At 73.1% G+C, this 13,911-nt stretch carries 6 protein-coding genes and 1 pseudogene; 1 reads left to right on the top strand and 6 read right to left on the bottom strand.

What is annotated here, in order from left to right; genetic code table 11:
* Nucleotides 1-39: 39 nt before the first annotated feature.
* The 5 genes and pseudogenes from AB0E67_RS23530 to AB0E67_RS23510 all read right to left on the bottom strand — a co-directional run.
* On the bottom strand, nucleotides 40-654 hold the full coding sequence (locus AB0E67_RS23530; RefSeq protein WP_362030102.1) for a 3'-5' exonuclease: 615 nt from the start codon (nucleotides 652-654) through the stop codon (nucleotides 40-42).
* A gap of 208 nt (nucleotides 655-862) precedes the next feature.
* Nucleotides 863-2,929 carry an NAD-binding protein gene (locus AB0E67_RS23525; protein WP_362030099.1) on the bottom strand — a complete coding sequence of 689 codons (2,067 nt, stop codon included), beginning with the start codon at nucleotides 2,927-2,929 and terminating at the stop codon, nucleotides 863-865.
* A gap of 37 nt (nucleotides 2,930-2,966) precedes the next feature.
* Nucleotides 2,967-8,060, bottom strand: a complete 5,094-nt coding sequence (locus AB0E67_RS23520) for a DNA repair ATPase (protein WP_362030096.1) — start codon at nucleotides 8,058-8,060, stop codon at nucleotides 2,967-2,969.
* 367 nt (nucleotides 8,061-8,427) lie between these two features.
* Complete coding sequence (locus AB0E67_RS23515; protein ID WP_362030093.1) at nucleotides 8,428-10,662, bottom strand: flotillin family protein; 2,235 nt, start codon at nucleotides 10,660-10,662, stop codon at nucleotides 8,428-8,430.
* Between the two features lie 428 nt (nucleotides 10,663-11,090).
* Nucleotides 11,091-11,702, bottom strand: a pseudogene (locus AB0E67_RS23510) (hypothetical protein); the annotation flags it as partial.
* Nucleotides 11,703-11,972: 270 nt separating this feature from the next.
* Between AB0E67_RS23510 and AB0E67_RS23505 the strand changes: the two are divergent.
* On the top strand, nucleotides 11,973-13,043 hold the full coding sequence (locus AB0E67_RS23505; protein WP_362030091.1) for a helix-turn-helix domain-containing protein: 1,071 nt from the start codon (nucleotides 11,973-11,975) through the stop codon (nucleotides 13,041-13,043).
* Nucleotides 13,044-13,222: 179 nt separating this feature from the next.
* Here AB0E67_RS23505 and AB0E67_RS23500 read toward each other — a convergent pair whose 3' ends face one another.
* A complete protein-coding gene (locus tag AB0E67_RS23500; protein ID WP_351517644.1) occupies nucleotides 13,223-13,678 on the bottom strand; it encodes a TerB family tellurite resistance protein in 456 nt (151 codons plus the stop codon).
* Nucleotides 13,679-13,911 lie beyond the last annotated feature (233 nt).

Here is a 13,911-nt window from a genome sequence, read left to right as displayed (position 1 = left end):
CCACCCGCCCGGTCGGCAAATCGCTGACGAGACGTCAATTCACTGGGTGTCCGATGGGGTGGGCCAGGCGCCTCGGGCCGCCGTGTCCAGGATCAGGGCCGCGATGTTCCAGGCGTCGTCGGCGCCGCTGTGGTGCCGGCCCTCCAGCGGAAGGCCGGCGATCCGCAGTGCCTGCGCCATGCCGGGGCGCTTGCGCAGGCCGTGGGCGGCGGTGAAGGGGAGCTTGGCGTTGGTGTGGTGTCGGCCGAACGGGTAACGGGTGCCGGTGGCCCGGCACTGACGGATGAACTGGTTGCGGTCGTAGTCGCCCCAGCTCGCCCAGGGCCGGATCCCCGCCCCGTGCTCCGACGCCAGCAGTCGGCACGCCTCGGCGAAGGAGACGCCCGTGCCCACCTCGGCCGCGGTCAGGCCGGTCAGTTCCGTGCAGAACGCGCTGACGGTCGACCGGGCCGGGCGGACCAGGATCCGGTGCCGGGCGATCCTTCCCCGAGCTCTCGACTCCGTTCGAGCAGGGAAGACCCCATCGGCCGCGCGCAGATCGACGACGGTCAGCCCGATCTCGATGATCTCGCTGACCGCGCCGGGCGGCGGCTGGCCGTCCCAGCACGTCGCCTCGACGTCGATCACGTTCAGGAGATCCGGTTCGGCAGACATGGGGACGAGGGTAGGCGGCGGGGAGTGCCCGGGCATGCGGATTTTGAGCCCGTCCGGGTTCCGGGATCTGGAGCGTGTCCGGGTGTCCGGAGTCCGGCATTCGGGACAGTGCCGGGCGTCCGGGACGGTGTCGGGCGTCCGGGACCTGGGCGGGGGCGGGGATACGTCCGTGGCATCGACACCCGGCGGGGGCCTCGGCGGGGACCGGCTACGTCCGCGGCGTCGACACCCGGCGCCTGCGCAGGAGTTCGGCCAGGCCGCGCCGGGTCGCGGCGATCACCACGCGGTCCTGCGGGCGCAGCACGTACCCCGGATGCAGGTCCCACACCAGCCCCGACGGATGGTCCGGGCCGCCGGCGACGGGGGCGGTCAGGTCCGGGCGGCGGTCCTCCGGCGGCGTGGCGTCCAGGGCCAGCACCCGCCACGCGCCCGCCTGGAACGCCTGCTGCACCGTGCGGCCCTCCAGCTGCGGATGTCCCGCCACCTCGACCGCAGCGAACAGCATCACCTTGCGCTCCACCGGTATGGCGCCCAGGATCTGACGTCCCATCATGGCGACCGCGAAGGACGGGGCGGCCAGGTGCGAGACGGAGCGGGAACGGGTCACGGCCTGGGGGTGCGCGGTGCGCAGGGTCCGGTAGACCGCGGTCGCGAACTCGTCGTCGAACAGCCGCAGCGCCACCCGTAGGTCCGGTTTGACCGAACGGGCGTAGAGGGCCGCCTCCAGGTTCGTGGTGTCGATGCTGGTCAGCGCCAGCAGGGCGCGGGAGCGGTGGATCTTGGCCGCCTCCAGCACGCCCTCCTGCGTGACGTCTCCGATGACCACCGGCACGTGCAGCCGCCGGGCCACCGGGATGCCGCGTGCGTCCGGATCGTCCTCCACGCACACCACGGGGACGCCCATCTCGCGCAGTTGGACGAGGACCCGCGTACCGATCTTGCCGAGTCCGAGCAGCACCACGTGGCCCGACAGGCCCCGGGGCGGGCGGCGCAGCGACGACACCGTGCGCAGTGAGCCGAAGGCTTCCAGGACGGCCGCCACGAGCAGCGGCAGCAGCATCAACCCGGCTACCCCGGAAAGGAGTTGGATGAGCTGACGGGCCGTCGGCTCACCGGTCGCCGGGTCGCCCATCGCGAACAGGTCCAGGAGCGTGAGATACGCGGCGTGCATGGGGTCGTCGCCGGTGGTGAGCGTCGAGGCGACGGCCAGGGCGACGACGGACAGCCCGACGCCCAGCGCCGACCAGCGCAGCCGCCGCGAGAAGATCCGGCTCAGCGGGGCGCCCCTGCCGCCCATCCGGGGCGTCGGCGCGTCCGGATCGGCCCGGCTCACCGCCTCCAGGACGACGGCGCCGCGGCCCGTGGCCGCCGCCGCTTGGCCTGCGTCCGGGAGGAGTTGGGGGCCATCGGCGCCGCTGCTGTCGGAGCCCTCGGTGCCCGCCGGGTCATGGGTGGTGGAGGACAGCAGGGCCAGGGTGCACAGGCCGGGGTCGGCGATCCGGCCGTCCTCGGGCGGGGTGCGTTCGGCGGCGCGCAGCAGCAGGCCCTCCGCCTGGATGACCTTGCTGGAGCCGGTGAGCGCGGTCGCGGCGAGGGCGGGCGCGGCGGTGTCGGCATCGGACAGGACGGTGGTGGAGGTGTCCGGCTCCGCCGGGTCGAGGCCGGGGGCGGTGACGGCGGCGGCCTGGTCGAGGAGCGTCGCCAGATGCTGGCCCAGCTTGCGGTTGTAGAGCCGGATCACCAGCCGGAGGCGGGGGTTGAGGCGGCGGGCGATCAGCGCGGCGCGGATGTTGCGTTCGTCGTCGTCGTAGACCAGGGCCAGCGCGGCGGCCGAGTCGACGCCCGCCTCCTCCAGCGCCTCGTCGGAGGGCTCGGCGGCCTCCATGATGCGCACGGCCTCGACCCCGGCGTTGGTGTCGGAGCTGTCGACGGTCAGCACACCGGAGTCGCCGATGGTCAGGACGCCGGAACCGTCGCTGTCCCCGGCCGGATCGCCGGCCGGGGCGCCCGCGCCGCCGAGACCGCCCAGGTTGCGGTTCATCGCCGCCGACATCCGGCCGAACAGCGTGGCGGCCCGCCCGCGCCCGGTCAGCGGCAGCTCCGGGCGGCGCGCGTCGCGCCCCGGCGGGAGCAGCAGCGTGACCCGTTCCCCGTACACGTACCGCAGTTCCACCGCGAGCCGGCGGGCGAGGGCGTCGTCGCCGCAGACGACCATGTGGCCGCCGGACGAAGCACGTTGGGTCTGCTGCGGAAGTGTGGACACGTGACCCAGCATGCCTTGCAGACCTCCGTCGTTCGACCCGTTCGGGCAGTCAGTGATCTTCGTGTGACACAGGGCCTTCCGCGGGGCGGGTGAGCGCGGGGGGAGGGGCGGCGTGGCGGGCCGTGGGGTTGGTGAGGACGTGGCGCGGGTCGGCGACGCGGACGATGGCCGACTCCACCGCCGCGATCCGGTCCGCGAGCAGCCCCAGGGCGGCGACGGCCCGGCCCAGGGGGTCGTCGTCCGGGGCGCCGAGTGCCTGGGCGCGGACGTAGGAGGCGGTGATCTCGGCCCAGCGCGCGGCCTGCCGCGTGGTGAGCCGGCCGCGCAGCGCGGCGAGCTTCAGCAGGTTGGCCTCGGCGCCCGTGGTCAGCGTCTGGGCCTCCCCGGCGTAGTGGTCGTCGATGACGGCCGACAGTTCGGCTTCGTTCATCACCGGCACGATCCGTTCGGCGATCTTGTTCATGTCGCGGTACGAGCCCTGGAGCCGGAACGGCGGCTCGGTGCGGGACTCGTCGGTCTGCGCGGCGGAGGCGATGTACGCGGCGTTCACGGCCAGCACCGTGTCCCGGGCGGTCAGCAGATGGCGCAGCACCGCCGTGATCCGCTCCACCTCGGCGGGCGCGTAGGGGTGTTCGAGACGGTCCGGGCGGGCGATGGGGTCTCCCTTGCTCGAACCGAGTTGAGAGCTTGGGGAAGGGTCCCCGGACGCGAGCCGCACGAACAGCGCCAGGTCCTCGCGGGAGCGCCCGGCGAGCGGGGCCAGCACCGGGTTGGCGGTCAGCGCGTTCTCGACGAAGCTCAGCGCGAAGACGTCCTCGCGGCCGGTCAGCACCTCGCCGAGGTTCCACACGTCGGCCCGGTTGGCGAGCATGTCGGGGATCCGGAACCGCGCCCCCGACTCGGTGTACGGGTTGCCCGCCATGCACACCGCGAACCGCTTGCCCCGCAGGTCGTAGGTGCGCGGCTCGCCGTCCCGTACGCCTTCGACGCGGCGGGTGGCGTCGCAGAGCGGGATGAACTTCTGGAGCAGTTCGGGCGAGGTGTGCTGGATGTCGTCCAGGTAGAGCAGGGTGTTGTTGCCCGCCTCCAGCGCGAAGTTGATCTTCTCGATCTCCTGGCGGGCGGTCGCGGTCCGCGCCTGTGCCGGGTCCAGGGAGGTCACGTCGTGGCCGAGGTTGGGTCCGCTGACCTTGACGAGGACCAGCCCGAGCCGGTCGGCGACGTACTCCATGAGCGTCGTCTTGCCGTAGCCGGGCGGCGACACGAGCAGCAGCAGGCCCTGCGAGTCGGTGCGCCGGTCGGCGTCGGCGGTGCCGAGCTGCTTGGCGAGGTTGTCGCCGATCAGCGGCAGGTACACCTCGTCCAGCAGCCGGTTGCGGACGAACGCCGACATGACGCGCGGACGGTGGTCGTCCAGCCGCAGCCGGCCGCGTTCGGCGGCCACGAGTTCGGTGCGCAGGCGCTGGTAGGCGCGGAAGCCGGGGACGGCGGTGGCGCGGAACTCGGCGGTACGGGCGAGGAGTTCGTCGAGTCGTACGGTCAGCCGGCCCCGGTCGACGCGGGGATGGGTGCCGAGCAGTCCGTCCACGGTCGCGCCGAGCGGCGCCGCGCAGTCGTAGCGGGCGAGCACCGGCTCGGGGCACAGCTCCACGGCGACGGCCTCCGCGAGGTCGCCCGGCTCGATGCCGGTGCCGCTCGCCGCCGCGTACGAGGCGAGCCAGCCCTCGGCCAGCTGGCGGCGGGCCGGGAGGTCGTCGTGGAGGGCGGCCAGGTCCTCGTCGTACGCCGAGGAGCCCACGGCGCGGCGGAACTTGTCCAGGAACGTGCGGACGGCGACGCTCGTGACGAAGCCGTCGGGTCCGCCGGTCAGCTCCTCGAAGAGGTACGCGGCCACGGCCCCGAGGTCGGGTGCCCCGGCCCCGATCCCCGAGCCGGGGAGCAGGGGCGAAGCCGCGCCCATGGCGTGTGCCCATTCCTCCTGGAGGGCCGCGACGGCGGGTGCGAGCCCGAACGTCTCCCGGGCGCGGGCCAGTGAGACGGCGCGCCGGGTCCAGGAGGTGCGCCGGGCCTCGTCCGTCCCGTACGCCCAGAACAGCTGGGCCGCCGCCCGTACGGCGGGCGGGAAGCGCAACAGCCCGGCTCCGGCGTGGAGTTCGAGCAGGGTGGTGAGGATCGCGGCGGCGTCCTCGTCGTGCACCCCTCGCTGATGTCCCTCCTCGTACGCGGCTGCCGCCGACTCCCTTACCAGGGCGGTCAGGTCGGCCGGGTCCAGGGCGGTCAGGGCGTCCGCGCCGTGCTCGTCGAGAAGCCGGGCGGCCAGGTGCTCGGCGCGGTAGACGTGCGGCGACTCGGAGGGCAGCGTCTGGTCCCAGTACGGGCGGGTCGCCGCGAAGTCCGGGTCACCGACCGGGGCCCGGTAGTCCGTGCCGGTCAGCGCGAACGCCAGCTCCTCCCCGTGCGGGACGAGCGTCAGGTCGAACGGCTGGGTGTTCACCGCGAACCGGTGCCGGCCCAGCCGGATCACGGAACCGCCGTCCGCGTACAGCTCACCCCGGTCGCGCAGCGCCCGTCCGGCCTCCTGCCGGGCGGCCAGCAACCGCCCGTCCAGCTCCTCGGCGCGCACCGGATCGCCGAGTTCGCGCAGCTCGTCCGCGGTGCGGCGGATCTTCGCGACCATCGGGTCGGAGGCGAAGTAGGTGTGCACGGCGTCCGGGTCGGGCAGGGCGGACACCCGCCGCGACACCGTCTCCAGGATCCGGGCCGCCGAGTCCGCCAGCCGCTCCGCCCGGCGCGCCCGGGCGTCCTGGAGCGTCTGCTTGCGGGCCGAGAACGCCTCGTACACCTCCGTGCGGCGCTCGGCCAGCTCGGCGAGGAAGTCGTCGAACTCCGCGAACCGCGACTCCAGGTTCTCCAGCTGAAGGAGCAACCGGGAGAGTTGGTCGTCGCAGGCGTCCGGTGTGTCGGCGGCGGCCAGGGCCCCGGCGACGGCCTGCCCGAGCAGGGCGAACTCGGCGGCGAACTCGGCCCGCCCCTCGTGCTCCAGCAGCTCGCGGCGGCGCGCGTCGAGGGTGGCCCGGGCCCGGTTGACCCCGCCCAGGACCTCCGCGATCCGCTCCAGGATGGACGTACGGACCGTGGCATCGCCGATGTCGAGCCCGGCGACGACGTCCGTGACGGTGCTCAGGCCCTCCGTCATCCCGGTCAGCCGGTCGCCCAGGGCGGCGGCGTCGACGACGGTGGTGAGCGCGGACGCCTCGTCGGTCAGACGGGCGATGTCGGCGTGGTGGTCGGCGAACGCGTCGTCCCGGGCGAGGAACGCGACGGCGCGGCGTCCCGCCGACTCGATGTCCTCGGCGGTGGCGGCGGTCAGTTCGGCGATCCGCTCCGTGTCCGCGTACCGCATCTCCGCAAGGGTCGCCAAGTGGCCCTGAACACGCCTGAGTGCGGTGAGCTGTCCGACCCAGTCGGCGGCCGAGCGCGGGGCCTCGCCGCGGACGCGGCGGACGAGCGCGGTGATCCGGTCGGCGGCCCCGGTCAGCGCGTCCGCGGCCTGCCGGGTCAGCTCCCGTACCGTCTCGAACTCGCCGATGATCTGCTGAGCGGTCTCCCGCAGCTCGGCCAACGGGGCGTCGAGACGGCCCAGTTCGGGATCGGCGAGCCAGTGGTAGCGGTCGGTGGCCCGGGTGCAGTCGGCGACCAGCTGCGCGTATCCGGCGGCGGCGGTGGGAGTGGTGCCGGTGATCTGCTCGGTGCTGTGCGCGAGCGCCAGCAGGTCGGAGACGCCGCGCACCAGATCGGCGTTGCCGATCCGGGCGAGCGGGCCGGTCCCGGCGGGGCGGGAGGCGGCGTGGGTGTCGGAGACGTACGGGGTCCGCCAGCGCTGCACGGGGTGGACGCGGGCCGGCTCGTCGCCCCCGGCACCGGCCTTCAGCAGGATCAGCGTGCCGTCGTCGAGCAGGGCGTGGCCGCGCCCCTGGAGCGGGGTGGCGACCTCCTGCCGGATCAGGTTGTAGGGGAGGAGCAGGCCGCGGCCGTCGTCGGGGGAGCGGAAGACGTAGAGCACGTCCTCCCCGTTCGGGGAGCGGACGGCGCCCTCGAAGACCGGGGCGGTGAGCGGTTCGGCGATGTCGAAGGTCTTCGCTGTGCCGGTGGTGAGGTAGTAGCCGCCGGGGAAGATGATCCCCTGGTCTTCCGGGAGCCGGTGGCATGCGGGCCCGATGCCGTCGAGGCGTGTCACGCTGCCGAGCAGCGTGTTGAAGACCAGGTACCGCCAGTTCTCCTCGTTGTACGGGCGCACCCGGAGCAGGACCAGCGGTCCGACGGCGGCGTGCTCGACGTCGGCGTCGGCGAGGGACTGGAGGGGTTCGGCGACCGGCTCCTCGTAGATCCCCTCGGGGGTGTCGGTGTCGTTGACGGTCTTGACGGTCAGGCTGCCGCCGAGGGTGTCGACGAAGAGGATGGCGCCGCCCGGTCCGTCCGCGTCCCCGCCGACGGCGATGTGCGGGTGTCGGCCCGGTACGTGGGACTCGCGTCCCGCGACGGTCCAGGTGAAGTCGTGGGAGGGCGGGAAGACGTGGTCGCGGTCGCCGCGCGCGTCGAGGAACGCACCGGGCGAGCCGTCGGGGCCGAGCGCCCAGCGCAGCACCCGGATGCCGTCGGCGTTCTCGCCGGTACGGAAGACGGCGAGCAGCTTCCCGTCCACGCGGCGCAGCCGCAGCAGGCGGGCGTCGCGGTAGTAGCGGTGCAGGGTGGTGAACTCACGGACGAAGCCCTTGTCGTCGAGCACGCCGCCGTCGTGACCCGGATACGGGTCCGGTGCGGCCGACTCCGGCCCGTAGAGGGCGAGTACGTCGTTCACCTCGGCCGGGTCCGCCGCCCCGGGGCCCCGCTCGAAGCCGAAGAGGAGCCGCCCGCCCACGGCCACCAGGTCGCGGGGCACGCACGCCTGGGCGGTGTGGATCCGCTCGGTGCCGGTGAGGTGGAGTCCGGTCGAGCCGAACTCCTCGGTGCGGCGGACGTTGAGCGCCTCGGCGCGGGCCGCGAGATCGGCGGCCCGGTCGTGGAGCCGGCGGCGCAGCACGTCGTACGTCCCCGCGTCCACGGGGCCGCCGGCCGACGGAGCGGTCGTGGTGTCGGTGTCCATGCGTGCGGCTTTCTGTGAGGTGTGCGGGGTGCCGGGGCGCCCGTGCGGGTGGTGGCGCGGCCCGTGGGGTGGGGACGGCCGGTGGTGCGGAGGAGCGGGGTGCGATGCGCGGGGCGCCCGTGGGGCGCGGGGGCGGTTCCGTGGTGGGGCGGTGGTGCGGGATGGGCTGCGGTGGCGGGCGGCCTGCGGCGTGGGCCCGCCCGGTGCCGGGGGACGGTTCGGCGGTCACCGGACGGGCCCGGGGAGGTCCGGGGCAGGTCCCTGTCGCCCTGCCCCGGACGGGTTCCTGGCCGTTCGCGGCGCCCGGACCGGGCCGCGGGCGCGGTGAGCGGTGCCCGCGGAACCGGCCCGATCCGGACGAGCGTGCCTACGCGACCGGCGCCCCGTTCCGGGCCGCGCGCGCGTCCGCGTCCGCGCCGTGCGGCCCGGCGGCCGGTGCGTTCACCGCCGCCTCGGTCCCGGCACCCGTACCGGCAGCCCCGGCCTCGGCCCCGTTTCCGGCGGCCGTACCCGCGACACCCGCGCCGACGGCCCCCGTCAGCGCGGCGACCGGCAGGTCCGCGAGGCCCGACTCCCGGGCGGCGGCCAGCAGCTGACGTACCTGCTCCGGCGCGATCCCGGCCCCCGGTGCCCGCATCAGCCGCGTCAGCAGCGCCGACACCGTCAGGTTCCGCACGTCCCCCGTGGTCACCGAACCCACCATCCGGGTCAGGTCGTCCGTGAACGAGGACGTGCCGTCCAGCCACGGTCCGGCCAGGGCCTTCGCCGTGTCCGAGTTCTCGACGAACCCGTCCAGGCTCCTGCCCAGCGAGATGGAGGAGACCAGCCGGTCGAAGAAGACCGACTCCCCGCCGACGATGTCGATGTCGGCGTTCTCCAGCCCGGTGGCCAGCACCGTGGCCTGAGCCTCCGCGACCTGCCGCTGCACGTCGAGCCCGGCCAGCCGGATCTCCTTCTCCGCGGCGAGCCGCAGCCGGTACTCCTCGTGCCCGCGCGAGGCGTCGTCCAGGGCCGCCATCGCCGCCGCCTTCTCGGTGAGCCCGGCCGCCTCGGCCTTCAGCTTCTCGCCGATCATCGCCGCGTCGGCCGCCGCCTGGGCCTGGGTGCCCTCCGCCTCCGCGAGGGCCTTGAGCCTGGCCCCCTCCGCCTCGGCCCTGAGCCGTGCGGAGGCCGCCTCGGCCTCGGCGAGACCGGTCTTCTCGATGACGGCGGCGGCCGCGTCCCGCACCTGGACCTCCGCGAGGCCGGGAGCGGCGGACTCCGCCTGGACACCCTCCGCGAGCCGCAGCTTCGCCTGGGCGTCCAGGTCCGCGGTCTTCAGCCGGGCCTCGGCGAGCGTGAGCTGTTCGGCGGCCAGGTGGGAGGCCGCGGCCTCCGCCGCCTCGGCGGCCTTGATGTCCTTGACCAGCTTCTCCTGCGCCTCCGCCTCGGCGGCGATGATGACCGACCTGCGGGTGCGCTCCGACTCCTCGACGGCCCGCAGCGTCTTGATGGACTCCTCCTGCTCCGCGACCGTACGGTCCACGGCGATGCGCTCCCGGATGACGTCCGCGACCTCTCGGCGCTCGGCCTCGACCTCCTTCGTCGCGGCGATCCGGTCGAGCTCCGTCTGCCGCTCGCGCCCGATGACCTCCAGCAGCCGGTCCTTCTCGATGCGCTCGTTCTCCACGGCGATGACCCGCTCGCGGTTCTTCTGCGCGACGGCGACCTCCCGGGCCTGGTTCTCGCGCTGGATGCCGAGCTGCTCCTCGGTACGGATGAACGCGGCCTGGGCGCTCAGCCGTTCCTCCTCCTGGACCTTGGCGGTCGCCGCCTCCTCACGGGCCCGCAGCGTCTCGACCTCGCGGCGCTGCTTGATCTCGGCCTCGGACTGCCGGCGCTCCAGCTCCAGGATCGTCTCCCGGGCGTCGACGTTCTGCCGGGTGATCTCCTTCTCCTCGGTGCGCTGGTACTCGTTGGTGCGCACGTGCTCGATCGCCGTCAGCTCGGTGATCTTGCGGATGCCCTGCGCGTCGAGGATGTTGGCGCCGTCGAGCTGCGCCATGGGCGTCTGCTCCAGGAAGTCGATCGCCGCGTCGTCCAGGTGGTAGCCGTTCAGGTCGGTGCCGATGACCCGGATGATGCGGTCCCGGAACTCCTCGCGCTTGGTGTACAGGTCGACGAAGTCCAGCTGCTTGCCGACCGTCTTGAGCGCCTCGGCGAACTTCGCGCCGAAGAACTCCTGGATCGCCACCTTGTCGCTGGCCCGCTCCGTGCCGATGGACTGGGCGACCTTGATGACGTCCTCGACCGTCTTGTTGACCCGTACGAAGAAGTTGATGTGGATGTCCGCGCGGATGTTGTCCTTGCAGATCAGGCCCTCGCGCCCGGTACGGCGGATCTCGATGGTCTTCACCGAGATGTCCATGTACTCGGCCTTGTGCAGCACCGGCAGTACGACGGCCCCCGTGAAGGTGACATCGACCTTCTTGGTCTTGGAGATGATCAGCGCCTTGCCCTGCTCGACCTTGCGGAAGAGTCGGCTGATGACGAGGAGGAGGGCGACGGCGATGAGCAGGACGACGGCTACGAGTACGCCGAAGCCCAGGGTGATGGCATCCATGGCAGTCCTTGACGGCTGGTGCGGAAGGCGGACGGAGGAGCGGGGGAGGGGCAGGCCGGCCCGTCCGGCCGGGAGCCCCGTGTGGCCCCGCTCAGTCCCGGTCAGTCCCTTTCGTTCTTACGTTCAGTCACGTTCAGTTCAGTTCAGGGTCGTCGGAACGTGTCCGGCGGTGGACGGTCGCGGTCGGCGACGGCGTTCCGCGAGGCATCCCGCGAGTCGCCCCTCGGGCCGGTACCGGCGCAGCGGCCGACCGTACGGCCGACCGGTCAGCCGGAGTGGTGTGCGGTACGTCGCGTACCGGGCCGGGCGACCGGGCGCCGGGCGCGGCGCGATCCCGGCGGAACCTGCGCCCTCGGCCGTTCCGGCCGTTCCGACCACTTCAGCCGTTCAAGCCCTTTCGGCTGCTCCGGCTGCTCGGTCCGTCCCGGCGGGCCCGGATCGAGGGCCCTGTCGTACGGCGAGACCCAGAAGAACTCGCCGTCGTCGTCGTACGCGTACAGCAGCCCCGCGCTGCCCGCGACGAGCAGCGACCCGTCCGGCGGACTCAACAGCCTGACCTGGACGATCGCGGTGGAACCGTCGTCCGCAACGACCTCGGCCTGACCGAAGTCGGAACTCACGGAACCGGTACGGATCGTGCAGACCCGGCCGAGGAAGTCCTGCCGCGATGGAGGAGGCACCTCGGGCAGGCGGCGACGCAGCAGACTCACCAGCGCCCGCGTGACGGTCCAGGCGATCAGGAGCGACCCGACGAGCACGGCGCAGGCGAGCACCGCGCGGAGGGTGCCGGTGGCCCCGCCGCGATGCAGCAGGACGGTACCGGTCAGGCTCGTGAACCAGCCGACGACGACCATCACGGACACCGAGACGGTGACCGGCACTCCGCCGATCCCGGCCAGGCCGGTGTCCAGGTCCCCGTCGAAGGAGTGGTGGTCGGCGGCGCCGGCCAGCACGAGCAGCCAGAAGAAGACGACCACGGCCAGCGCGGCTCCGAACAGTACGGCCGGAAAGGCAGTCGCCGCGCTCAGGAATTCCTGCATCGGTCCACCCCTGTCTGTCCTGGCGGGGTCCGGTGACGGCGATGCGTGACCCCGGCGCCGCGGCCCGCGCATGGCGGTGCCGCGACGGCCGGGCCATCCCCCGTGCATCCCCCGTGTTCCCCCGTGGTGCTGGGCCGATCGTGCCATTCGGGGCCTCGGGACGGCACTGCCGGAATCCGGCAATCTTTGTACATTCTTGATGCCGAGCACCGGCAGTGTCGCGTGGTGTTGGATGAGTGTCAGAGTCTCGTCATGAAGTGAGGGGTACGTGTGGCCGCGCCGGAGATTCCCGACGAATATCTGGGTGACTATGCCCGCATCCTGGCCGAGGTCGCCGCCACCGGCCGTCGGCTGACCCGGGACGAGCTGGACGCCCGTCGGGCCATGGGACGCGGGGCCGCCGAGGCGGGTTTCCAGATACGCGCCCTGGTCGGCCTCCATCTCGCGGCGACCCGCGCCGACTGGCCGTGCGGCCCCTCGGCCGACGCCGCGACGACCGATTCCGTACTGGCCGCGGTCGAGCAGGCCGTCGACGCCTTCGCCGAGGGCTTCGAACGGGCCCAGCGGATGACGGTGCGGCGCGAGGAGGCGGCGCGCCGGGAGTTCATCGACGACCTGCTGTACGGGCGCAGCGACCTGGGCCGGCTCGCCGAGCGCGCCACCCGGTTCGGGCTGCGACTCTCCCGTGCGCACGCGGTCGCGGTGGCCACCGGTCCGGAGGCGTACACGGAGCCCGACTCCGTGCCCCGCGCGGTCGAGTCGGCGCTGCTCGCGCGGTTCAGCGGCCGGAAGATCCTGATCACGACGAAGGACGGGCGGCTGGTCTGCATCGCGCCGGCCAGCCAGCCCGATGTGCTGCGCTACTTCGCCAAGCAGGCGCACGCGGCGACGGACGGCGGCCGGGTGGCGGTGGGCCGTCCGCATCCGGGCCCGGGGGGCGTGGTCCACTCCTACGACGAGGCGCTCGACGCGCTCGATCTCGCGGAGCGGATGGATCTGGACGATCCGGTGCTGTACGCCGCCGATCTGCTGGTCTATCCGGTGCTGACCCGGGACCGGCAGGCCATGGCCGACCTGGTGCGCGGTCAACTGGGCCCGCTCCAGCGGGCGCGCGGCGGGGCCGAGCCCCTGCTCAACACGCTCATCACCTACTTCGACGCGGGCTGCGTCGCCGCCGAGACGGCCCGGCGGCTGTCGCTGAGCGTGCGGGCGCTGACCTACCGTCTGGAGCGGATCCACCAGCTGACCGGGGCCGATCCGGCCGACCCGATGCACCGTTACACGCTGCAGACGGCGGTGATCGGCGCCCGGCTGCTGGACTGGCCGGCCAAAGAGCTGTGACGCGGGCGCCGGAGGGAAAGCGGCCGGGGGTGCCCATCGGGGGAGTTGAACACCCCCGGCCTGCCGGACGCGGACCGGTGATCGTCCGGTCCGTGGTCGTCCGGCGGTACGCGGGCGGGCCGGGGTGACCGGTCCGCCGGGAAGGGGATCGAGGACCAGGGCCGGTTCGGAGACAGGCCCTACAGGTCGAACTCGTGCGGCGGGAGGTCGAGCGCGAAACACGCCTCCCGCACGACGGCCCGCTCCGACGCGTCGAAGTCGCCGTCGGCGCCGCCGATGACGATGCCGATCTGGACGACGGCACGCGCCTCGGCCGGCTTCTTCTTCGCCTTGCCGATCTCCTGGAGGATGGAGACCTTGCCGAAGTCGAAGTCGGCGGTGAGCTTGTTCACGTAGTCGTTGAAGCGACGCTGGAGGTCGTCCGCCGGGAAGTTCTGCAGAACGTTGTTGGAGGCGATCAGCGAGGCGACACGCTGGCGCTCGGACGGGTCCACGGAACCGTCGGCGGCCGCGACGAGAGCGCACATGGCCATGCTCGCATCACGGAACGCCCCGCTCTTCAGGTCGTTCTTCTTCGCTTCCAGCTGCGACTGCATCGACGAAGCGGATTCCTTGATCCGATCCCACAGTGCCATGTCGTCTCCATACGTTGCGTTGCGTTGTGTTGCCGGAACCAACTGAACTCTACAGGCGTGTAGAAGTTAGCAGGAGGGTGTTCCCGGAGTGTTCTCCGTGTTCCGTGTGCAGCACTGAGCGCAACGAGTGGCTGTCGGGAGAAGTGCCCCGGAGCCCGAAGTGCCCTGATTGCGAAGCGCCCCGGCCGCCCGGCGACGCCACGTGAGTACGGGCGTCGACCGGGCGGCCGGGG

Source organism: Streptomyces sp. NPDC032161 (assembly GCF_040636995.1).
Lineage (GTDB): Bacteria > Actinomycetota > Actinomycetes > Streptomycetales > Streptomycetaceae > Streptomyces.
The sequence above is the reverse complement of the archived record's forward strand: the minus strand, read 5'-3'. Positions and strand labels throughout refer to the sequence as shown.

Bases quoted from the DNA above. Each gene is read 5' to 3' on its own strand.
- AB0E67_RS23520 (WP_362030096.1), bottom strand. From the start codon at position 8,060: ATGGACACCGACACCACGACCGCTCCGTCGGCCGGCGGCCCCGTGGAC.
- AB0E67_RS23515 (WP_362030093.1), bottom strand. From the start codon at position 10,662: ATGGATGCCATCACCCTGGGCTTCGGCGTACTCGTAGCCGTCGTCCTG.
- AB0E67_RS23525 (WP_362030099.1), bottom strand. From the start codon at position 2,929: ATGCTGGGTCACGTGTCCACACTTCCGCAGCAGACCCAACGTGCTTCG.
- AB0E67_RS23530 (WP_362030102.1), bottom strand. From the start codon at position 654: ATGTCTGCCGAACCGGATCTCCTGAACGTGATCGACGTCGAGGCGACG.
- AB0E67_RS23500 (WP_351517644.1), bottom strand. From the start codon at position 13,678: ATGGCACTGTGGGATCGGATCAAGGAATCCGCTTCGTCGATGCAGTCG.